This window comes from Bacillus sp. GW823-FHT06A11, from assembly GCF_058795355.1.
In genome coordinates this window covers 1,187,370-1,208,312 of record NZ_JBXAHS010000001.1, presented here as the reverse complement: position 1 = coordinate 1,208,312, position 20,943 = coordinate 1,187,370, and the positions used below count along the sequence as shown (strand labels likewise).

22 protein-coding genes and 2 other annotated features are annotated in these 20,943 nt (G+C 36.4%); of the genes, 13 read left to right on the top strand and 9 right to left on the bottom strand.

What is annotated here, in order from left to right:
* Positions 1 to 24 precede the first annotated feature (24 nt).
* The 6 genes from exsF to AC1Q8L_RS06015 all read right to left on the bottom strand — a co-directional run bounded on the left by exsF (position 25) and on the right by AC1Q8L_RS06015 (position 5,239).
* The gene (gene exsF / locus AC1Q8L_RS06040) at positions 25 to 528 is read right to left on the bottom strand and encodes an exosporium protein ExsF (RefSeq protein ID WP_000492939.1); all 504 of its coding nucleotides are present in this window, start codon (positions 526 to 528) and stop codon (positions 25 to 27) included.
* Between the two features lie 167 nt (positions 529 to 695).
* Positions 696 to 1,163, bottom strand: coding sequence for a spore coat protein CotY (gene cotY / locus AC1Q8L_RS06035; RefSeq protein WP_001277719.1), 468 nt, complete (start codon positions 1,161 to 1,163; stop codon positions 696 to 698).
* A 142-nt stretch (positions 1,164 to 1,305) separates the two neighbouring features.
* The gene (locus tag AC1Q8L_RS06030) at positions 1,306 to 3,372 is read right to left on the bottom strand and encodes an ATP-dependent helicase (RefSeq protein ID WP_000191206.1); all 2,067 of its coding nucleotides are present in this window, start codon (positions 3,370 to 3,372) and stop codon (positions 1,306 to 1,308) included.
* A 99-nt stretch (positions 3,373 to 3,471) separates the two neighbouring features.
* Complete coding sequence (locus tag AC1Q8L_RS06025) at positions 3,472 to 3,894, bottom strand: GNAT family N-acetyltransferase (protein ID WP_000543305.1); 423 nt, start codon at positions 3,892 to 3,894, stop codon at positions 3,472 to 3,474.
* 1 nt (position 3,895) lies between these two features.
* On the bottom strand, positions 3,896 to 4,414 hold the full coding sequence (locus AC1Q8L_RS06020) for a YjcG family protein (protein WP_000765871.1): 519 nt from the start codon (positions 4,412 to 4,414) through the stop codon (positions 3,896 to 3,898).
* A gap of 93 nt (positions 4,415 to 4,507) precedes the next feature.
* Positions 4,508 to 5,239, bottom strand: a complete 732-nt coding sequence (locus AC1Q8L_RS06015; RefSeq protein ID WP_000084015.1) for an alpha/beta hydrolase — start codon at positions 5,237 to 5,239, stop codon at positions 4,508 to 4,510.
* Positions 5,240 to 5,443: 204 nt separating this feature from the next.
* On the opposite strand from AC1Q8L_RS06015, the gene AC1Q8L_RS06010 reads away from it, so the two are divergent.
* Together AC1Q8L_RS06010 and AC1Q8L_RS06005 are read left to right on the top strand one after the other, a co-directional pair.
* Positions 5,444 to 6,355, top strand: coding sequence for a DMT family transporter (locus AC1Q8L_RS06010; protein ID WP_000806938.1), 912 nt, complete (start codon positions 5,444 to 5,446; stop codon positions 6,353 to 6,355).
* 76 nt (positions 6,356 to 6,431) lie between these two features.
* The gene (locus AC1Q8L_RS06005; RefSeq protein ID WP_000395646.1) at positions 6,432 to 6,827 is read left to right on the top strand and encodes a PH domain-containing protein; all 396 of its coding nucleotides are present in this window, start codon (positions 6,432 to 6,434) and stop codon (positions 6,825 to 6,827) included.
* A 24-nt stretch (positions 6,828 to 6,851) separates the two neighbouring features.
* On the opposite strand, the gene AC1Q8L_RS06000 is transcribed toward AC1Q8L_RS06005, so the two are convergent.
* Both AC1Q8L_RS06000 and putP read right to left on the bottom strand, forming a co-directional pair.
* Positions 6,852 to 7,250: an Ig-like domain-containing protein gene (locus AC1Q8L_RS06000; RefSeq protein ID WP_000878735.1), complete on the bottom strand. Its 399-nt coding sequence runs from the start codon at positions 7,248 to 7,250 to the stop codon at positions 6,852 to 6,854.
* A 154-nt stretch (positions 7,251 to 7,404) separates the two neighbouring features.
* A complete protein-coding gene (putP, locus tag AC1Q8L_RS05995; RefSeq protein WP_098311738.1) occupies positions 7,405 to 8,883 on the bottom strand; it encodes a sodium/proline symporter PutP in 1,479 nt (492 codons plus the stop codon).
* Positions 8,884 to 9,339: 456 nt separating this feature from the next.
* Positions 9,340 to 9,577, top strand: a binding site (T-box leader).
* Between the two features lie 42 nt (positions 9,578 to 9,619).
* Positions 9,620 to 9,864, top strand: a binding site (T-box leader).
* Positions 9,865 to 9,916: 52 nt separating this feature from the next.
* Here putP and trpE point away from each other — a divergent pair.
* From trpE to AC1Q8L_RS05945, 10 genes are all read left to right on the top strand, one after another.
* Complete coding sequence (gene trpE, locus AC1Q8L_RS05990; protein ID WP_002153282.1) at positions 9,917 to 11,335, top strand: anthranilate synthase component I; 1,419 nt, start codon at positions 9,917 to 9,919, stop codon at positions 11,333 to 11,335.
* Positions 11,332 to 11,919: an aminodeoxychorismate/anthranilate synthase component II gene (locus tag AC1Q8L_RS05985; RefSeq protein WP_000636319.1), complete on the top strand. Its 588-nt coding sequence runs from the start codon at positions 11,332 to 11,334 to the stop codon at positions 11,917 to 11,919. The genes trpE and AC1Q8L_RS05985 overlap by 4 nt, the downstream gene beginning before the upstream one ends.
* Positions 11,916 to 12,941, top strand: coding sequence for an anthranilate phosphoribosyltransferase (gene trpD, locus AC1Q8L_RS05980; protein ID WP_001067370.1), 1,026 nt, complete (start codon positions 11,916 to 11,918; stop codon positions 12,939 to 12,941). The genes AC1Q8L_RS05985 and trpD overlap by 4 nt, the downstream gene beginning before the upstream one ends.
* A 1-nt stretch (position 12,942) precedes the next feature.
* Positions 12,943 to 13,704 carry an indole-3-glycerol phosphate synthase TrpC gene (gene trpC, locus AC1Q8L_RS05975; RefSeq protein WP_000536702.1) on the top strand — a complete coding sequence of 254 codons (762 nt, stop codon included), beginning with the start codon at positions 12,943 to 12,945 and terminating at the stop codon, positions 13,702 to 13,704.
* Positions 13,701 to 14,315, top strand: coding sequence for a phosphoribosylanthranilate isomerase (locus AC1Q8L_RS05970; RefSeq protein ID WP_000865144.1), 615 nt, complete (start codon positions 13,701 to 13,703; stop codon positions 14,313 to 14,315). The genes trpC and AC1Q8L_RS05970 overlap by 4 nt, the downstream gene beginning before the upstream one ends.
* Entirely contained in the window at positions 14,312 to 15,505 is a 1,194-nt protein-coding gene (gene trpB, locus AC1Q8L_RS05965) for a tryptophan synthase subunit beta (protein WP_001105015.1), read from the top strand. The genes AC1Q8L_RS05970 and trpB overlap by 4 nt, the downstream gene beginning before the upstream one ends.
* A gap of 3 nt (positions 15,506 to 15,508) precedes the next feature.
* Positions 15,509 to 16,285, top strand: coding sequence for a tryptophan synthase subunit alpha (gene trpA / locus AC1Q8L_RS05960; protein ID WP_000537838.1), 777 nt, complete (start codon positions 15,509 to 15,511; stop codon positions 16,283 to 16,285).
* A 73-nt stretch (positions 16,286 to 16,358) separates the two neighbouring features.
* Positions 16,359 to 16,718 (top strand): DUF4029 domain-containing protein, encoded by a 360-nt coding sequence (locus AC1Q8L_RS05955; RefSeq protein WP_000946150.1) that lies wholly within the window; start codon positions 16,359 to 16,361, stop codon positions 16,716 to 16,718.
* Positions 16,719 to 16,832: 114 nt separating this feature from the next.
* Complete coding sequence (locus AC1Q8L_RS05950) at positions 16,833 to 18,332, top strand: L-lactate permease (protein ID WP_098311737.1); 1,500 nt, start codon at positions 16,833 to 16,835, stop codon at positions 18,330 to 18,332.
* Positions 18,333 to 18,422: 90 nt separating this feature from the next.
* A complete protein-coding gene (locus AC1Q8L_RS05945; RefSeq protein ID WP_001128610.1) occupies positions 18,423 to 19,106 on the top strand; it encodes a DUF2278 family protein in 684 nt (227 codons plus the stop codon).
* A 14-nt stretch (positions 19,107 to 19,120) separates the two neighbouring features.
* Here AC1Q8L_RS05945 and AC1Q8L_RS05940 read toward each other — a convergent pair whose 3' ends face one another.
* Positions 19,121 to 19,954, bottom strand: coding sequence for a hypothetical protein (locus tag AC1Q8L_RS05940; RefSeq protein ID WP_000424523.1), 834 nt, complete (start codon positions 19,952 to 19,954; stop codon positions 19,121 to 19,123).
* A 196-nt stretch (positions 19,955 to 20,150) separates the two neighbouring features.
* Here AC1Q8L_RS05940 and AC1Q8L_RS05935 point away from each other — a divergent pair, with 196 nt between their 5' ends.
* On the top strand, positions 20,151 to 20,936 hold the full coding sequence (locus AC1Q8L_RS05935; RefSeq protein WP_000650084.1) for a zinc ribbon domain-containing protein: 786 nt from the start codon (positions 20,151 to 20,153) through the stop codon (positions 20,934 to 20,936).
* The last annotated feature ends 7 nt before the right edge of the window (positions 20,937 to 20,943 follow it).

Below are 20,943 nucleotides of genomic sequence, written 5' to 3'. Positions count from 1 at the left end.
CTGTATTAGAAATACCGCTTTTTACTAACTAATTTGTGCAACTGTTAATGCTGCTGCGCGGATGTCTACAGTTCCAATTAACTGAACTGGCACAATTTGAATTAAGTCACCAGGATTTAAGTTAATAAGAATAACACCACTGGATACATCTACTTCACCAGTACCAATAACGTTAGAACGAACTGCTGTACCTGATCCAGGAATAATGTTAGCTGGCGTATTTAATGATAAGAAGAAACGACCAGCTTCTGGTGCAACAGGTGAGTTATCAAGACTAATTGTTAATGTATAACTGATTTGATAAATACCAGCTCGTAGAATTCGAATGCCATCTCCGACACTTACTGTATCGTTGATTACAGGAACAGTAATATTTGGATTTGGACTTACGCTAGGTAATAATAGTGGTGTAAATAGTGAAGCAAACTGAGGTGCAGAAGCATTGAAAGCAAAACCAAAGGCAGGTAGTGTACTAGCTGGCTTCGCCTCACAATCGATTTTAGTAAATTCGCAATCAGAAGAGAACATGTTTTTCACTCCTTTATCTGTTTCTACTTTCAGTTAATGAAAAGGACAGGTTCTATGTTCTAGACAAGTTCCCAATTTTAAGAAATTTACATAAGAATACTCTTTAAGCATGGATTGGGTGGCAGAATTATCTGCCACCCAATCCATGCTTAACTCATTATTTAGTTTTAAATAGAAACATCGCGTAAGCATTGAATAGCGCAGAAGCAACTTAAATCAACAGTAATGCAAGTGGAGGTTGATATTAGTCTTGCATTTGGTACAGCTAAAAACGTACAGATTGGGTCGTCACCAGGTGGTACAGCGGTACCATCACCTAAAACTACAGTTAATACACGCAATACAGCACAGTCATCATCATCTATACTTTCTACGCGGAAAATAGGAGATCGGCAACTAGTAAGGCTTGAAGATGGTGCGAATGCTTCAAAAGGTTCTCCAGTTTTTGTGTATAAAATAAAAGGACGTGTATTAGCTACTGATGCATTGTTATGTGCACCTAAAAATGGAACTTCGCAACCAGATCCACATGTTGTCGTTGCACATTCTTGTAGTTCATGTATAAAACGAACAACATTCGATACACAGTTGAAATCACACTCATGTTGATGATCTTCATTACAATTGCAGCTCATTATGTTCACTCCTTCTCGTGAGTTCTGACATACACTATTACAATATGAGTGGGATATGGTTGATATTACGTTAATTCTTATGATAAAAACAAGGAATTTATATAGGAGGGATGTACATAACGCATTATAAAAAAAGACATCCTTATTTAGTGGATGTCTTTTCAGGTAAATCTTTTCGCACAGTATATAAAAAACGAGATATATCTAATTTCTTTCCTCTGAAAAATTGCGGAGAAGAAATGTAAAGTTCTTCTTTCGCACGTGTAATGGCGACATAAAGTAATCGGCGTTCTTCTTCTAATGCTTCAGAAGTTTCCGTAACACGATCATTTGCATCTTTTAAAGAAGAAGTATGCGGCAGGATCCCATCACTCGCTCCAAGTAAAAAGACACATGGAAATTCAAGGCCTTTTGCGTTATGAATTGACATAAGTGAAACGGCATCTTTTTGCGGCATTGTTTTTAATGCTTCCATTTCTTTTTGACCTTGAATTGCTTCGTCAATAAATTGTAAATAAGCTGGAATATCGGTGAAACGAGTTGCAGACTCCATTAATTCTTCCAACATTTCTTCTTGTATGTCTTTATGCATCGTAAAGGAAGAACGATCGTTACTTTGTAAGTACTCTAAATATTTTCCTTTACCATGAATGATTTCTTTTAATGCTTTTTTCGGTTCTAATTCTTTAATAAATTTAATAAAATCAATACGCTCATTTACTTTTTTCACTTGAAAAGGTTTTAAGCTCGGATTTAATAATAAGAAATGAAGAAGAGAAGGAAAACGGCCTTCACCATATTTCCATTGTTCACGCTCAATAAATGAAATACAATCATCACGTCCGATATACATCGTCGGCAATATGTTTGAAAGTGATTCTAGTCGAAACGGCTCAATCACGAGTCTTAAATGATCTAATACAGGCTTAATTAAAGAATGTTCATAAAATGATTGGCTCGCCCCGTGTTTAATAAACGGGATTTTATGAATGGTAAGCTGATCAAGTAACGAACGGCTTACAGAATGTGTGCGATACAGTAAACAAAAATCTTTATAGTTTCGTTCACCGCTATCCACTTTTTCTTGAATGAGCTGTAAAATTTGATTTGCTTCATCAAGAGTCGTAGCAGGTCTTGAATAAAAAGGTTGTACACCTTCCTCACGAACGGAGTATAGCTCTTTATCAAAACGTTCTTGATTTAATTTTATAACTTCATTTCCAAGCCCGACGATAAAGGGATTGGATCGATAATTCGTATTTAGTGCAATGATTGTTGTGTTATCAAATTCTTTTGGAAAAGATAAAATTATTTGGTGACTTGCCCCTCGCCAGCCATAGATAGCTTGATCATCATCACCTGCGATGAACAAATTATTTCTTGGTGTGGCTAACAATTTTACAATTTCATATTGTGCATACGATGTATCTTGAAACTCATCTACTTCAATGTAGTGAAAACGTTGTTGTAATTGAGTTAGTAAAGGAGCATTATTTTCTAACATATAATATGTTTCCAATAAGATGTCATCGAAATCAATATAATTGTATCGTTGTTTTACTTCTTCAAAACGTTCATATACTTCTTTAAATTCTTGTTCCACTGGTGTTTTCGCTTTTACATCTTTCGGACGATTTAATTTGTTTTTCTCAAGTGAAATCATCGCGAGTATCGTTTCCGCATCATAATCGTCTTTTAAACGCAATTCTTTTAAGATTTTCTTTATCATAATTTGTTTATGTTTTTCATTTGCTAAAATTTGCTGATTATACCCTTGACTACGAAGCAATTTTAAGAAAACAGAGTGGAATGTACCAGCAACAACATAGCTACTTGCTGCACGATTCATACCTGGTAACTTCGCAACACGACTTCGGATTTCTTCAGCTGCTTTTTGTGTAAATGTAAGTAATAAAATATTTCGTGGATGAACTTGTTTTACATTTACTAAATAACCAACGCGAGTTGTTAAAACAGATGTTTTCCCGCTTCCAGCACCAGCTAGTGTGAGAACAGGACCTTCTGTTGTGCGCACGGCTTCTAATTGTTTTTCGTTTAAAAAAACATTTTGTTGTTCGAGAGCGCGGAAATAAGCCGCATCTACATCTTCTTCCATAATTAAATGGGTAGATGTTTTCGGAATATGATATGTCGCACGCGGAATATCGGCGTGTGTTAACGATTTTTGTGAAAATTTTTCTTGTGTCATATGTTCACCTTCAAAACTATAGCATCAACATTTAACTTTAGCGGAAGAAAAAGAAAATAGCAATGTAAAAAACAGGAGGGGTCACCTCCTGCTTTCAAATTATAATTCTTTTATCATTACGACGTGCGGGATATTTGCTTCCATAAATACATCAGAACTCGTTACATAGCCAAGTTTTTTATAGAAATCTTCAGCATGTGTTTGAGCATGAAGTTTCAATTTTGGTAGCGAATTTTCTTTTGCATACGCTTCAAGCGCATCCATAACAATTTTTCCGATACCTTTTTTACGATGGGAACCTAGCACGCAAATGCGTTCCATTTTCCCTATACCATCAAGGGTGCGAAAACGTCCAGCACCAACTGGAACATCATTGTCATATATAACAACGTGTGTTGAAGTTTCTTCAAACTCATCGTACTCTTCTTCAGCAGAGACACGTTGTTCATTTACAAACACTTGTTTACGTACAGAGAATGCATCTCTTAGTTGTTCGTCCGTTTGTACAATCTGTGCGTGCAAATTAGTTGTTCCCCTTTCCAAGGTGGAATGTTTCGTGTACAGTCCATGTTCCATTTTCTAATTGATATAGAAGATGGAAACGATCAATTGGTTGTTCATAATAGAAATCTTTCATACGTAATCGACCCAATACATCAGCATGCTCTGCATCTGATAAGCCTTGTCCGATTGTTAAGTGAGGTACGAAAGCATATTCGCGTTCTTGTGTGAATAACCCGCCATGCATTTCTTCATTTAAGAAAGTAAGTTCAGGTGTTTTTTCTACTTTAAAATAAAGGACGTTATTAACAGGTGCGAATGAACCAACTTTCCCAACATGAAGGGTGAAAGGATTCGTTTTACCTGCGATTGTATGTAGCTCGTTTACAATCGATTCTAATTGTTCATCTTGCGTCTCAAAGGGTGTTTTCAATGTAATATGTGGCGGAACTAATGCGTAGTGCGGGTCATAACGCTTACGCAATCCGTTCGCTTTATCTTGAATCATTTTAGATGGAAAAATTACAATGCCTAATTTCATGTTCCAATTCCTCCCTTTGTAAGTCTAGTTAGATTTTGAGATAAATAAATCTCTTTATCTATTATATCAAATTATTCTGAATACTGCTCTCTATTATTTCATTGATAGAATATGAGAGAAGGCTTTCGGTAAATCAGTTTGCCAATATTTCCAAGTATGATTACCTTCAAACTCCTCGTAATGCGTAATGAAATTTCTATCTGTGAGAAGTGTATTTAACTCACGGTTTGGTTCTACGAAATCAGATACTTGTCCATCAGTACGCTTTACAGCCGTTTCTTCTGTACCAATGACGTGATACAGTTCTAATGCTTGTGGATCTTTGAAGTCTTTTGCTAAGTTCATCACTGTCTCATCCACAAATGGTGATTGCATAACGACTTTACCGAATGTATGCGGATACATAAGTGCAGTCATAAAGGAAACTGTTCCGCCAAGAGAATCACCAATTAAAACACGACCTTTTCCCATTTGGTACGTTGGATAATTTTCATCAATATATGGTGCAAGTTCATGAGCAAGGAAACGAATATATGCAGCATTTTTCACTTCACTTGGGAAATATTTTTCTTTACGATCCTGTACATTTTTATATGGAATACCGACAATAATTGTACGGTCAATTTCTTCAGTTTCACGAAGGCGCTCAATTACACGGTGCGCTTTACCAAGCTGAAAATAATCTCTACCATCTTGTGCAATTACGACTGTATGTTTGTGCAGTGGTGTGTAATTTACTGGCAAATAAACGAGAAGCGTAACGTCTTCTTGAAGTGATGCGCTATAAAATGAAATTTCTTCAATTCTCCCTATTGTTTGACTCATGTAGATCCCCCTAAATAAAAATTTACTGTAACGATTGTAAGAGCGACGCTTGTAGTGAAAAAGGAAATAAATATTCACTAATTGGTGCCTTAATTTCTATTTTACCATAATGGTACGAAGAATCTAAAAAATTAGTATTTAAGTTACGAAAGAAAACGGATATAATGAAGTGGGATTTTTGACAGGTGAGAGGGGAGACAGGATTTGAAACAAGAAAAATCTATCGCACTACCATTGGCTATTTCTATAATTGCTATTTCCTTTGCAGCAGTTTTTGTAAAGATGTCCTCAGCACCATCTTCAATATTAAGTATGTACCGCTTATGGATTATCGTACTTATTATGCTGCCTATCGTATGGAAAAAAAGAGAGGAATTTAATAGGATTCAAATGAAAGATTGGGGCTTTTTAATTGGATCTGGTTTCTTTTTAGCACTTCATTTTCTTTTATGGTTTGAATCTTTAAAGCATACAACAGTTGCTAGTTCAACAATTATTTTGGCACTTCAACCGATCGTATCTTTAGTTGGAGGTTTTTTTCTGTTTAAAGAAAGAACAACATATTCAGCCATTGCAACGATGGGAATCGCTATTCTAGGCGTAATGTGCATTGGTTGGGGAGATTTAGGTTTAAGTAAGCAAGCAATTTATGGAGACATATTATCCTTTCTAAGTGTAATAGCAGTTGTCGGTTATTTATTTATCGGGCAAACGACAGTAAAGAAAGTATCACACTGGATTTATAGCTTTACAGTCTTTGCATTCGCAGGTCTTTTTATGGGGATTTATAATGTCATATTGCAAGTACCCTTTACAGGTTATACGAAGTGGGATTGGACCGTTTTTCTTTTACTTGCGGTTGTGCCGACAGTGTCACATGTAATTAATAACTGGCTATTAAATTATGTAAATGCAACGACAATTTCAATGAGTATTTTAGGAGAACCTGTTGGAGCATCTATACTTGCGTTCTTCTTACTTGGAGAAAAATTAAATGCAATGCAAATTATCGGTAGCATGCTCGTATTGTTTGGTGTATCTGTTTTCTTACTGCAGCAACAAAAGCGAACAGCAAAAAATGTCGTAAACGAGCCGATGTACACACAGGAATTATAGTGTTAGGGGAGAAAAGAGAAGTTGTGATACTTCTCTTTTTGTTTTATAGAAATACGGGCGTAGAAGGGGAAGGGAAATGGAGTTTCCATCAAAAAAAGATACATGGTTATATCCAATTTTTTTTATTGTTTTGGGTGCTTGTTTTGCACCAATTTTTGTAGGGAGAGAATATTTTCTTTTGCTTTTTACAATTCCATTAGCAATGTTGTTTAGCTGGAGTTGTTTTTTTGCAAAATATATTGCCCGGGAAGAAATAATTACGATTAGATCGGGTCTCGTTACAAAACGTATTTTTATACGAGATATAAAACAAATTTCAAATACGAAAAATCCAATAGCAGCCCATGCATTATCATTTGACCGACTTGAAATTGTTTACGATACACATAAAACAAAAAGTATTTCTCCAAGAAATAAAGAACAATTTATTAATCTTGTAAAAAGTAAAAACTCAAATATTGAAATCAAGTAAAAGAGTGGCTACGAAGCCACTCTTTTACTTTGGATTTGTCATATAAGGTTGTACATGAATGACACATAGGTCACGGAATTTGCCTTCAGCAGTTGTGACAATTACGACTGCTCTACCTGCGCTTTTTCCAGTAATTGTCACGGTGTCACCTTTTGGATATATGGTGATGATATCAGAATTCATATTTGACCAAATAAGCTCTTTATTCGTTGCTTGTATTGGCAAAATGGAAGCTGATAACACAATGTTTTGTCCCGTTTTTATTTTTAATTTATGTTTTTCCATATGAACACCGATGACTGAAATAACAGAAGGAGCAATTGAAATTTTAGGCGGGTTAGGTTGCATGTTTAAACAAGACGCAGAAGTATTTGTGATAGGTGAAAATTTTCGTGTTTGTTGTTGCTGGAAAGCTGCTAACATGTTGGAGTCCCCTTTCTGTATAAGTGCTGATACTCATACTATAAAGGAGTAGTGTTATGTTAAATTTAACGAAACATAAAGAATTTGTTAAATTTGATAAGAAGATTGTCGAACTGTAAAAATCTCTGCTGTTACGATAACAGCAGAGATTTTTTTATAAATTATGACGATGTTGTTTTTCGAAATCCTCAAATTGCTCTTCAACTTCTTTTGAAGGTTGTGTTAGTACACTAACAATTACGATGGCTAGTAAACTAATAGCGAAACCTGGAATCATTTCATATAAGAAATCTTTTAAGAATTTGAATTGAGTCCATATAATAACAGTAGCGGCACCAGAAATCATACCAGCAAGCGCGCCCCATTTCGTCATACGTTTCCAATATAAGCTTAATAAAATAGCAGGTCCGAATGAAGAACCGAACCCAGCCCAAGCGTATCCAACAAGAGCTAAAATCGTATCATTTTGTTTAAGCGCTAATGCACATCCAATTAAAGCGATAACAAGAACAGCCATACGACCGACAAATACAAGTTCTTTATCAGAAGCATCACGCTTAAAGAATGTTCTATATAAGTCTTCTGTTACTGCACTCGAAGTAACGAGAAGTTGAGAAGAAATTGTACTCATAATAGCTGCTAAAATAGCTGCTAATAAAAATCCAGTAATAAGTGGATGGAATAAAATAGTGCCAAGTTCAACGAAAATCGTTTCTGGATCAGAAAGTTTTAAACCTGCTTTTGAATAGTATGCAATACCGATAAGGCCAGTAAACATAGCTCCAGCAACAGAGAAAATCATCCAGCTCATACCAATACGTCGTGCACTTTTAATTTCTTTTACAGAAGAAATCGCCATAAAGCGTACAATAATATGTGGTTGTCCAACATAACCAAGGCCCCATGCGAATAATGAAATAATTCCTAAGACAGAAGTACCTTTAAAAATATCTAATAATGCCGGATCGATAGATTTAATTGTTTCAAATGCTGGACCAAGTCCATTTACGTGCATAATTGTTACGACTGGAACAAGAATAAGAGCGACTACCATAATGATTCCTTGCACGAAGTCTGTCCAACTTACAGCTAAAAATCCACCAAATAATGTGTAAGCTACGACAACTCCACCAACGATAAGAAGACCAACATGGTAATTGAGTCCAAATGAATTTTCGAACAATACAGCACCAGAGACAAATCCTGAAGCTACATAAAACGTGAAAAATATCATAATAACAAGTCCAGATACTAAACGTAGCATATGGGATTTGTCGTGGAAACGGTGTTCCAAAAATTCTGGGATAGTAATAGAGTTATTTGCAATTTCAGAGTAGGTACGTAAGCGAGGAGCGACATAAAGCCAGTTTGCATATGCGCCTAATGTTAGGCCAATCGCAATCCAGCTACTACTTAATCCAACGCTAAACATTGCACCGGGTAAGCCCATTAAAAGCCAACCACTCATATCAGCTGCTCCAGCACTTAATGCTGTTACTGCGGGGCCTAGTGTACGCCCGCCAAGCATATAATCTGTTAAGTTGGATGTTTGCTTATAAGCGAAATAGCCGATAATTAGCATCCCAAGCATGTAAATAGAGATAGAAGTTAAAATTAACATCTGCGTACTCATGTAGTTCCCCTTTCTTTTGTCATGTCTTTTGATGCGTTATGCATATTTATCCCGCATGAACGGGCAGTAAAACTCCCACCTTAAAATTGGATGGGCAAGGAAGTTAGGTGGGAGATCAACTGCCCGTAAATGCCCGATTAGTTCAACTAATAATAAGTGGGGGATGAACAAAACCCCTACTGATTAAAGTTTCACTTTATAATCTATCATGATTATTCTGAAAAATCCATATAGAAATACGAATTTTCAGAAATGTAAGCGTTTTTTGATGTTATTTTACTTTTTTAATATATAATATTCATACAAAAAACCTTATTTTTAATAGAGTATTTATTATATTTACATAAAAAGAGGTTGTTTTGTCAATATAATATTGAAAGGAAAGAAAAATAAATTTTTTAAAAAAGTATTGACTTGTGAAAAAAGTCAGGTCTATAATGAGTGCAACTTAAAAAAATGCAAGCGTTGATGAAGAAGAGTACACATGATGAACATGTCAGAGAGCTGATGGTTGGTGCGAATCAGTATGGAATTGATGTGGAATGGGCTTCGGAGCTTCCAAACCGAAACGAAAGAAGTAGGCTTTGGCGACATGATCTCATCGATACAAGAGACACGTATTGTTTTTGATACGGTAAAGTGCGTTACATTTGTAACGAATTAAGGTGGCACCACGGGAGTACCCGTCCTTTCTATAGGATGAGTACTCCCTTTTTGTGTATAAAAAATTAAATAAATGAAATCGTTTAAGTAAGAAGAGTACGTATATTGGAGACGTTACAGAGAGCCGGGAATAGGTGGGAGCCCGGTACGGTGCCATATACGGAATGGGCTTACGAGAGGTATGCTGAACAATTATTTTTAGTAGGCAACCCGGGTTCCGCCGTTACAAGGATAAGGTATAAAATTTGTACCTGAACAAAGCGGGATGCTTTTGCATCCAACACGAGGTGGTACCGCGGTATATTTATCGTCCTCTACATATTTTCGATATGTAGGGGACTTTTTTATTTTTCAGAGTGAGGTGAAGGACATGATGACGAAAGAAGAATTTATAAAACGAAAAAGAGAGAGAAAGACATTTTTAGTAATTACTGAAGAAGAAGGAGATAGCATTACGCCAATTTCTTTATATAGACGTATGAAAGGAAAGAAGAAATTTTTATTAGAAAGTTCACAGCTTCATCAAGATAAAGGGCGTTATTCTTACTTAGGATGTAATCCTTATGAAGAAGTAAAAAGCGTTGGTACGGAAGTAGAACGAACGATTTTCGGCCGGGCAGAAAAGTTACAAGGTAACGTACTACAAGTGTTAGAAGAAATAATCGCACCATCACAAGTAGACAGCCCATTTCCATTTTGCGGAGGAGCAGTTGGTTATATTGGATATGATGTCATTCGGCAGTATGAAAACATTGGAGCGGATTTACACGACCCATTAAATATTCCGGAAGTACACCTCTTACTATATCGTGAGTTTATCGTTTACGATCATTTACGCCAAAGGTTGTCGTTTGTATATGTATGCAGGGAAGATGATTCAGCAGATTATGAGGAAGTATACGAAAGGCTACGAGTATACAAAGAGGAAGTGCTACAAGGAGAAGAAACTGAAGTAAATGCAATACAATCCACATTATCATTCACTTCTTCTATAACGGAAAAAGAGTTTTGTGGGATGGTAGAAATGGCGAAAGAACATATAAGAGCTGGAGACATATTCCAAGTCGTACTGTCACAGCGTTTACAAAGTGAATGTATTGGTGATCCATTCGCGTTATACCGAAAACTTCGAATTGCAAATCCATCACCATATATGTTCTATATCGATTTTCAAGATTATGTTGTACTCGGTTCTTCACCGGAAAGTTTGCTATCAGTAAGAGAGAATAAAGTGATGACGAATCCAATTGCTGGTACAAGACCGAGGGGGAAAACGAAAAGGGAAGATGAGGAAATCGAAAAAGAACTTTTAGGCAATGAGAAAGAGCGAGCAGAGCATATGATGCTTGTAGATCTTGGGCGAAACGATATTGGTAGAGTGAGCGAAATCGGCTCGGTTACGATAGATAAATATATGAAAGTAGAAAAATACTCTCACGTTATGCACATTGTATCTGAAGTTTACGGAATATTGCGGAAACAAATGAGCGGATTTGATGCATTAGCGTATTGCCTACCAGCAGGAACAGTGTCGGGAGCTCCGAAAATTAGAGCGATGGAAATTATAAATGAGCTAGAGAATGAAAAAAGAAATGTATACGCCGGAGCAGTTGGATACGTTAGTTTTTCAGGAAATCTTGATATGGCGCTCGCCATTCGAACGATGGTCGTAAAGGATGAAAAAGCATACGTTCAAGCAGGAGCAGGAGTCGTTTACGATTCAGATCCAGTAGCTGAATATGAAGAAACATTAAATAAAGCGAGAGCGCTTTTGGAGGTTATGAAATGATTGTACTTATCGATAATTACGATTCGTTCACATATAACTTGTACCAACTGTTAGGCGAACATGAAGAAGAAATTGTAGTTGTAAGAAATGATGAAATAACGATAGAACAGTTAGAAGAGATGAATCCAAGAGGAATTGTACTTTCACCAGGACCAGGAAAACCAGAGGATGCCGGCATTTGTATCGACGTCATCCGCCATTTTTATAAGAACGTTCCCATATTAGGGATTTGTCTAGGCCACCAAGCGATCATAGCTGCATTTGGAGGAGACATTGTTAGAGCAGAACGTATTAAACACGGAAAAACATCGCGTGTGAAACATAACGGAACGTCAATCTTTTCATACGCTACACAGCCGCTAACGGCGATGCGCTATCATTCCCTTGTTGCAGAGCACACGAGCTTGCCAAAGTGTTTTGACATATTAGCGACAGCGATGGACGATGGAGAAATAATGGCAGTCCGTCACAATTATTATCCGCTCTTCGGATTACAGTTTCATCCGGAATCAATCGCAACAGAAGAAGGCGGAAAGTTAATACGTGCCTTTTTAACAGAAGTAAAAGAGGAGGAAAGAGTATGAATAACTATCTTCGTAAATTAGTGGAGGGTCAACATTTAACAGAAGAGGAAATGTATAAAGCAGGACTACTTTTATTAAGTGAAAACATATTAGAAAGTGAAATTGCAGCTTTCTTAGTCTTACTGAAAGCGAAAGGTGAAACTGCAGAAGAAATATACGGCCTTGTTCGAGCTCTTCGCGAAAAGGCACTACCATTTTCGAACCATATACAAGGAGCAATGGACAATTGCGGGACGGGTGGTGACGGTGCTCAAACGTTTAATATTAGCACAACATCAGCATTCGTACTGGCAGGAGCAGGTGTAAAGGTTGCAAAACATGGTAATCGTGCTGTTTCTAGTAAAACAGGAAGTGCAGACTTATTAGAAGAACTAGGTGTAAATATTAGTAGTACGCCAAGCGAAATTGATTATTTACTAGAGCATGTAGGTATTGCATTTTTATTTGCACCAGCGATGCATCCAGCACTAAGGCGCATTATGAAAATAAGAAAAGAATTAAACGTACCGACGATCTTTAACTTAATTGGCCCTTTAACAAATCCAGTGAATTTAGAAACACAATTTGTCGGTATTTATAAACGAGATATGTTATTACCAGTTGCACAAGTATTACAAAAGTTAGGCCGGAAACAAGCGCTTGTCGTAAATGGAAGTGGTTTTTTAGATGAAGCATCATTACAAGGGGAAAATCATGTAGTCCTTTTAAAAGATAATGAAATAGTGGAAATGAGTATTGATCCAGAAAAGTATGGTTTTTCAAGAGTGAAAAATGAAGAAATTAGAGGGGGGAATTCAAAAGAAAATGCAAAGATTACAGTCGGCGTATTGAGCGGAGAAAAGAGTGTTTATCGCGATACAGTTTTATTAAATGCAGGTCTAGCTCTTTTCGCAAATGGAAAAACGGAAACGATTGAAGAAGGAATTAAACTCGCGGCACATAGCATTGACTCTGGAAAAGCATTAGCCAAATTAAACTTATTAATTGTAGCAAGCAACGAAAAATTAGAAAGGGTGAACTAAAGTGGGGACGATTTTAGATAAAATTGTAGAACAGAAGAAAAAGGAAGTTGCGGAGTTATATGAAATATATACACCAGTAAAAACAAAAAGAAAGACACATTCACTTGTAGAAGCGTTACAGCAGTTTACTGTCATTGCAGAAGTAAAGCGAGCATCACCATCAAAAGGAGATATCAATTTACACGTTGACGTACGAAAACAAGTGGGAACATATGAGAAATGTGGTGCAGGAGCAGTATCTGTTTTAACAGATGGTCAATTTTTTAAAGGATCGTTTCAAGATTTACAAACAGCAAGAGAAGAAAGTAACATTCCGCTTTTATGTAAAGATTTCATAATCGATAAGATTCAAATCGATAGAGCGTATGAAGCGGGAGCAGATATTATTTTACTAATCGTAGCAGCGTTAACGAAAGAGAAGTTAAAAGAGTTGTATAGCTACGTGTTAGAAAAAGGATTGGAAGCGATTGTTGAAGTTCATGATGAACAGGAATTAGAAACTGCGATTGTATTAAATCCGCACGTTATTGGCATTAATAATCGTAATTTAAAAACGTTCGAAGTAGATTTAAGCCAAACTGAAAAGCTTGGAAAAAGATTGAATGAGGAGAAACTACTTTGGATTAGTGAAAGTGGCATTCATTCAAAAGAAGATATTATTCGTGTTAAAAGAGCTGGAGCCAAAGGTGTATTAGTTGGAGAGGCGCTTATGACATCATCTTCTATTAGTAGTTTTTTTGAAGATTGTAAGGTGAATATATGAAAGTGAAAATTTGCGGCATCACTGATGTGGAAACAGCGAAAAGTGCGTGCGAATATGGCGCAGATGCACTCGGATTTGTTTTTGCAGAAAGTAAACGGAAAATCACTCCAAAGAGAGCGAAAGAAATCATTCAGGAGCTTCCAGCCAACGTGTTAAAAATCGGTGTTTTCGTAAATGAATCAGTAGAAGTGATCCAGAAAATTGCAGATGAGTGTGGGTTAACACATGTACAACTACATGGGGATGAAGACAATCATCAAATTAGAAGATTGAATATTCCGTCTGTAAAATCGCTAGGAGTAACTTCAGAGAGTGATATGAAAAACGCCCAAGGGTATGAAGCGGATTATATATTATTTGATAGCCCGAAAGAAAAGTTTCATGGAGGAAATGGAAAGACATTTTCATGGGAACTACTTGGGCATATACCAAAAGAATTGCGAAAGAAAACGATATTAGCTGGTGGATTAAACGCTCTTAATATAGAAGAAGCAATTCGAATTGTTCGGCCTTATATGGTTGATGTGAGCAGCGGAGTAGAGACAGAAGGAAAGAAAGATGTAGAGAAAATAAAACAATTTATTATAAAAGCGAAGGAGTGTTCCAAATGAACTACGCATATCCAGATGAAAAAGGACATTACGGTATATACGGAGGACGATACGTTCCAGAAACGTTAATGCAATCTGTACTAGAACTAGAAGAAGCATATAAAGAAGCGATGCAAGATGAGGCATTTCAAAAGGAATTAAATCATTATTTAAAAACGTACGTCGGAAGAGAAACACCGCTTTATTTCGCTGAAAATCTGACGAAGTATTGCGGAGGTGCAAAGATTTATTTAAAACGTGAAGATTTGAATCATACAGGAGCTCATAAAATTAACAATACAATTGGTCAGGCACTACTTGCGGTGCGAATGGGTAAGAAAAAAGTTGTCGCTGAAACAGGAGCTGGACAACACGGAGTTGCAACAGCTACTGTATGTGCTCTTCTCGGGTTAGAATGCGTCATTTTTATGGGAGAAGAAGATGTAAGACGTCAAAAATTAAATGTGTTCCGAATGGAATTACTCGGAGCGAAAGTAGAAAGTGTAGCGGCAGGTAGCGGTACATTAAAAGATGCGGTAAACGAGGCGCTTCGTTACTGGGTTTCACATGTGCATGATACGCACTACATTATGGGATCTGTTCTCGGACCACATCCATTCCCGCAAATTGTCCGTGATTTCCAAAGTGTAATTGGAAATGAAACGAAAAAACAATATGAGGCGTTAGAAGGAAAGTTACCAGAAGCAGTCGTTGCTTGTATTGGCGGTGGTAGTAATGCGATGGGGATGTTTTATCCGTTCGTACACGATGAAGAAGTTGCTCTTTACGGCGTAGAAGCAGCTGGAAAAGGCGTTCATACAGAAAAGCATGCAGCAACTTTAACGAAAGGAAGCGTCGGTGTTTTACACGGATCAATGATGTATCTTCTGCAAAATGAAGAAGGGCAAATTCAAGAAGCACACTCTATTTCAGCAGGACTTGATTATCCAGGTGTTGGTCCAGAACATAGCTTGCTAAAAGATATTGGCCGCGTTTCTTATCATTCGATAACAGACGAAGAAGCATTAGAAGCATTTCAATTATTAACGAAAAAAGAAGGCATTATCCCGGCGTTAGAAAGTTCACATGCTGTCGCATACGCATTAAAATTAGCTCCGAAAATGAAGGAAGATGAAGGACTTGTTATTTGTTTATCTGGCCGTGGTGATAAAGATGTAGAGAGTATAAAACGTTATATGGAAGAGGTGTAAAAAATGGGAGTAGAAAAAATTAAAGCAGCGTTTGAAAATGGCAAGAAAGTATTTATTCCGTACGTAATGGGCGGAGATGGCGGCCTTGAAAAATTAAAAGAAAGAATTCGTTTTCTAGATGAGGCTGGAGCAAGCATCGTTGAAATTGGTATACCGTTTTCAGATCCAGTTGCAGATGGCCCAACGATTCAAAGAGCAGGAAAGCGAGCGCTGGATAGCGGCGTAACATTAAAAGGCATTTTTCAAGCGTTAGCAGAGGTAAGGAAAGAAGTACAAATGCCATTTGTTCTTATGACATATTTAAATCCGGTACTTGCATTCGGAAAAGAGAGATTCATCGAAAACTGTATAGAAGCAGGTGTAGACGGCATCATCGTTCCAGACTTACCGTATGAAGAACAAAATATTATTGCGCCGTTACTTCGAGAGGCAAACATTGCGCTTATTCCACTCGTTACCGTAACGAGCCCTATTGAAAGAATTGAAAAAATTACGAGTGAATCAGAAGGGTTCGTTTATGCTGTTACAGTAGCGGGCGTAACGGGAGTACGTCAAAACTTTAAAGAGGAGATTCATAGTTACTTAGAAAAAGTAAAATCACACGTCAACTTACCAGTAGTCGCTGGATTCGGCATTTCAACAAAAGAACATGTAGAAGAAATGGTTACAATATGCGACGGAGTTGTCGTTGGAAGTAAGATCATTGAGCTTTTAGAAAATGAAAAACGAGAAGAAATATGTGAATTAATATATGCAACAAAACAAAAAGAAGAGGCGTAGTCTCTTCTTTTTGTTTTGCGTAATAAATGTTAAAATATACAGAAAATACATATAATTTAGAGGGTGAGAAGGCATGCTAAGACGTAAACTACTATATCTTCTTTTAACTGTACCGCTATACGCTTGGCTCATTAGCATGACGAAAATAGAGTTGATGGCTCTATTTTTAGGATATGTATTTATCTTTTCCAACTTAAATCGCATTCAAGAACAGTCTATTTTAGAAATATGTCTATTTTCGATTAGTATAGAATTATTTAGTATCGTTTCGATTGTATTATTAAACGAATTATTTCTACGGATTCATTCATTTACATTAATGAAATTTTGGAATATTGCATTGCAAGCAATATGTACTTACATTGTGTTTGTTGTGTTGAAAAAAATAATCGGACAGCAGACAGTTTTTCAGGATAATAGAAAATGGGAGTGAATGAAAAGGGGCCGTTTGGCTCCTTTTTTAAATCTGTTTTAAAAACAATTGAAAATTACAACATCTGTTATATAATAGTTAAAAATTGTATTTTAAACGAAATGAGATGATAATATGGCCATATTGTTGGCACTTATCCCAATTATGATGATTTTCATTTGTTTATTTTTATTTAAACAAACGTCATTAAGGTCTTCGTTAATTTCTTATGCTGTGTCTGTTGGAATCGTTTTACTCTCGCCAACGTTTCAATTAGGGATAAGTGAAACTGTACACGCAACGATTAAAGGATGGTTAATTTGTTTTATTGTCGGGTACGTTTTATTTTTCGGTATTTTTTTATTTCACCTCATGAACAAAATGGGGTACATCGATCAAGTAGCACGTTTTCTAGAAGAAGTTACTCAGGATCGCTTATTACAAATGCTGCTTATGTGTTTTGGCATTTGCCCGCTTATTGAATCAGTAAGTGGATTCGGTATCGGCTTCATGGTTGCAGCACCTATTTTTCTTTCACTAGGATATAAACCATTTCAAGCTGTACTGCTCTCATTCATCGGCTTACTAGCTAGTTCATGGGGCGCAATGGCAACTGGTACGATTATCGGTTCGCAGCTAATAAATATGCCTCTTACAACACTTGGTACAAATACAGCGCTATTAAGTATTCCGATGTTTGCTTACTTTGTTATTCTTTCTTTACACGTTGTTGGCGGCTGGCAAGCGGTTATAGAAAAGTGGAAAGAAGGGGTAGGATTCTTTCTATTATTTTCTCTCGGAATCTATCTTTCTAATGCGTACGTAAGTGTTGAACTAGCAGGGATATTAAGTTCTATCGTTACGATTACATTTGGCTTTCTTATCATTAAATTAAAAGGAAAAAGTGGGCAAAATCTTATAACAGAACATGCCGCTGCAACGGAGAGAGAAGTATCCATTATAAAAATTATTAGCCCTTATATATTTCTAACAGTTTGTATTTTACTTTCTCGCCTCGTTCCAGCATTACATGATTTGTTCAGATTATATGCGGTTCTTGATTTGAAATCATACTCTTACAAACTAGAGTTACTATATTCACCAGGATTTTGGCTCGGTATGACTTGCTTATTTACTATTATTTTCTTCCGCATCCCGTCTAATATTATTAAACAATCACTCTCGCAAACAATCAAACAATGGATTCCTTTTGCTATTACTACGACAATGTTTATCGCCATTTCAGAATTAATGGGTGCATCAGGCATGCATTTATTACTCGCAAAGACAGCTGGTGAAACATTTGGAACCTTTTTCGTTTTCGTTGCTCCGTTTATTGGTGCTATTGGTGGATTTTTAACAGGTAGTAACGCAGGATCAAATGCAATGTTTATAAAACTACAAATGCAAACCGCACAAAACGTAGCACTCCCGTGGCAATACGTCACAACACTGCAAAACACCGCATCATCAGTAGCGACAATCGCTTGCCCGTCACGGATTACACTAGGTGCTTACTTATGTAATATCCCTTACCGTGAAAATGAACTGTTAAAGAAGACGACGTTAATGATCTTTGGTGCGGTTTTGCTTGTAATGGTAGAAGTTATCGTTTGGTATATGTTGAGAAATTAAAAATCCTCCTAACATAGGAGGATTTTTTTTATGAGTGGATAATGATTTAAATATGAATAGCTTCTACTAAATGAATAGGAGATGAAATGTATGCCCCTAAAAAACTACGGTGTGTTAAAAGGTACAGTTATACAATCAAAGATTGGAAAAGGGAAAACACCTCATTATCAAGTTCATTTACAGGGCGAGACTGGAGTAGATTATCGTATTGCTATTAACGTAAAGTCGCAAAGTTATCCGTCAGAAGTTTTATATTTTGCGAGTAACAATATTAGGTCAGAGGCGATTCATATTTTACCGACATTACCATTTGGTTTTACGGAAGTAAAAAATAATGAGCCGAAAGTAGCTTTAGATTATGTAAGAGGAAATCTATTTGACTCAAAACAAATGATTCCTTTGCCTCCCGAAAAAGCAGGTGCAGATAATGATTTAAACGAAAAAATAGAACGTTATATAAAGCGAGCGATGGAAGAAAAAGCAATTATTTACGCGTTTGGCGAAAGATGGGGACCAGAAGAAAATACACCAGATTCCTATTTTCATTTCAAACCAGGAAACGGTATACATGATATTCACATGAATCAAGGGAATGTAGAGAAATGGAAAGCTGATAATGGTATATGGCAAGACGGAGGAATACTCATTCACTTTGAAAAGGAAGAAGAATGGATTGGTATCTTTCTTGCCTTCCAATCACAGTCATGGTGTACCGATGAAGAGGGGCATGCTCGTGTTCCGGTTGAGCATTGTGATTATAAGGGGAATAATTAATAAGAAGAGGGCGTTCAAAAAGAACGCCCTCTTCTTATTTTATAAAACGAAAAACTAACGAGTGTAGAAAGACAAGAGAACAGCAGTGCCACACTAGAAAACGCAATGAGATACATATTATATTTCATAACCTGTCCAATTAGCTGATTACTGTTGTATTGAAACAGTCCTGCTATTATGTTGAATAAAAATAACACGATAAACATGACGACAACACCGTCTATTGATCCTTTAATGTCTGGTTTACTTAAAGCGATATGTGCGGAAATGCAAATGGCGATAAATAAAAATAACCAAAAGGAAGGATTCAATAAATTGCCGATTGTAAATAAGCTTTTCAATAATACAAACGTCGACAAGAGCATGTTTTGAATCATTTCTACATTAATAGAAGTAGAAGCAATCGTTTTTTCGAGAGTTGTATTAAATAAAAAATATGATTCTGGTACGAAATAGCGCATTAAAAGGATTAATGCAGTAATACCAGAAATAATAGGCCCAATACCGATAAAGAAATTCCCAATTCGTTGATACACACTTTTTTGATTGTATTGATGTTGTATATAACCTAAAGCCCCTTGACTTGTATCTGTTGGGAAGAACTGAGTCGCCACAATTTTATGACGGAACAGTACGCACATAATGGCATGTCCAAGTTCGTGAATCGGAACACCGATCCAAGCCGTTAATAGGAATCCTTTTCTTCCAAAAGCTCTCGACCAATACATGCGTGTGAGAGATTCTAAATAGCCTAATAGAAATCCAATTACAATGATAACGCCAATTAAAGATAATAATTGGATTACGCTTGTAAGGAGTATTTGAAAAATTGAGTTTACCAATTCCATTTTCTTTCATCCAATCTGTTAAAAATATTATTTATTCTGTTTCATAATAGCATTTTTTTTCAAGATTGCTAGCACATATATTTTCTTTCGGAAGAAGGATTTCAGAATCTTTTTCTTGTAGTCATGTTTTATGTACAAATTCATATATTGAACTTGTAACACCCTATAAGGTATATGCTTAAGGAGGGATAAGAGAATGAAATGTCCGTCATGTCATACAGAACATGCAGTAGAGGCAAAGTTTTGCGGGAATTGTGGACATTCGTTAACGGAAGAAGTAGTGGCAAGTAGTGGCAAAGAAGAAGGGCAGGAACAAGCGCGCGCGGCACAAGAAAAGGAAACGCGTCCAAATGAAACGGTAGAACAAGCGAAGCGGTTTGCGAGCGGCTATTTTCAATTTTTTAAACATGCATTACAAGCACCGACAGCGATTATGAAAAGCGGCACTATTGAAGTGCGAAATGGAATTGTAAGTCTTGTTCTTATTTGTTTTTTAGGAGCATGTATTTTTTATAGAATGATGAGTGCAGCATCAGCAGTTACGAGAACATTTGCACCAGATATATCTACTCCCACGTTTTTTGGAGAATCTATAACGGTCTTTTTCTTTTTATTAATTTTAACTTTATTTGTCGGATTTATTATTTTTGTAAGTGGTAAGATGATGAAATCATCTTTTTCGTTTCTTGAAGTATTTGGTATATGGGGAACGATAGCGACGCCGGCTATTGTCATATTAGTTCTTTCTTTTCTTTTTAGTTTTTTATTAATCTTTTTCTTACCGATATTATTATCGGTAGTTGCAACTTATATAGGGATTAGTATAACTGTAGCCGTATTAAAACTAGACAATGGCGGATTAGATCTCGTTTACACACTTATTATTGCAAATGTTTTAATTGGAATTGCAACGTTCATTGTACTTTGGTCTTACATTAGCACGATAATTCAAGCCTTAACACAGGGAATAACTGGCTTCTAATGAAAAG

Bases quoted from the DNA above. Each gene is read 5' to 3' on its own strand.
- exsF (WP_000492939.1), bottom strand. From the start codon at position 528: ATGTTCTCTTCTGATTGCGAATTTACTAAAATCGATTGTGAGGCGAAG.
- cotY (WP_001277719.1), bottom strand. From the start codon at position 1,163: ATGAGCTGCAATTGTAATGAAGATCATCAACATGAGTGTGATTTCAAC.
- AC1Q8L_RS06030 (WP_000191206.1), bottom strand. From the start codon at position 3,372: ATGACACAAGAAAAATTTTCACAAAAATCGTTAACACACGCCGATATT.
- AC1Q8L_RS06020 (WP_000765871.1), bottom strand. From the start codon at position 4,414: ATGAAATTAGGCATTGTAATTTTTCCATCTAAAATGATTCAAGATAAA.
- AC1Q8L_RS06015 (WP_000084015.1), bottom strand. From the start codon at position 5,239: ATGAGTCAAACAATAGGGAGAATTGAAGAAATTTCATTTTATAGCGCA.
- AC1Q8L_RS06005 (WP_000395646.1), top strand. From the start codon at position 6,432: ATGGAGTTTCCATCAAAAAAAGATACATGGTTATATCCAATTTTTTTT.
- AC1Q8L_RS06000 (WP_000878735.1), bottom strand. From the start codon at position 7,250: ATGTTAGCAGCTTTCCAGCAACAACAAACACGAAAATTTTCACCTATC.
- putP (WP_098311738.1), bottom strand. From the start codon at position 8,883: ATGAGTACGCAGATGTTAATTTTAACTTCTATCTCTATTTACATGCTT.
- trpE (WP_002153282.1), top strand. From the start codon at position 9,917: ATGATGACGAAAGAAGAATTTATAAAACGAAAAAGAGAGAGAAAGACA.
- AC1Q8L_RS05985 (WP_000636319.1), top strand. From the start codon at position 11,332: ATGATTGTACTTATCGATAATTACGATTCGTTCACATATAACTTGTAC.
- trpD (WP_001067370.1), top strand. From the start codon at position 11,916: ATGAATAACTATCTTCGTAAATTAGTGGAGGGTCAACATTTAACAGAA.
- AC1Q8L_RS05970 (WP_000865144.1), top strand. From the start codon at position 13,701: ATGAAAGTGAAAATTTGCGGCATCACTGATGTGGAAACAGCGAAAAGT.
- trpB (WP_001105015.1), top strand. From the start codon at position 14,312: ATGAACTACGCATATCCAGATGAAAAAGGACATTACGGTATATACGGA.
- trpA (WP_000537838.1), top strand. From the start codon at position 15,509: ATGGGAGTAGAAAAAATTAAAGCAGCGTTTGAAAATGGCAAGAAAGTA.
- AC1Q8L_RS05955 (WP_000946150.1), top strand. From the start codon at position 16,359: ATGCTAAGACGTAAACTACTATATCTTCTTTTAACTGTACCGCTATAC.
- AC1Q8L_RS05950 (WP_098311737.1), top strand. From the start codon at position 16,833: ATGGCCATATTGTTGGCACTTATCCCAATTATGATGATTTTCATTTGT.
- AC1Q8L_RS05945 (WP_001128610.1), top strand. From the start codon at position 18,423: ATGCCCCTAAAAAACTACGGTGTGTTAAAAGGTACAGTTATACAATCA.
- AC1Q8L_RS05940 (WP_000424523.1), bottom strand. From the start codon at position 19,954: ATGGAATTGGTAAACTCAATTTTTCAAATACTCCTTACAAGCGTAATC.
- AC1Q8L_RS05935 (WP_000650084.1), top strand. From the start codon at position 20,151: ATGAAATGTCCGTCATGTCATACAGAACATGCAGTAGAGGCAAAGTTT.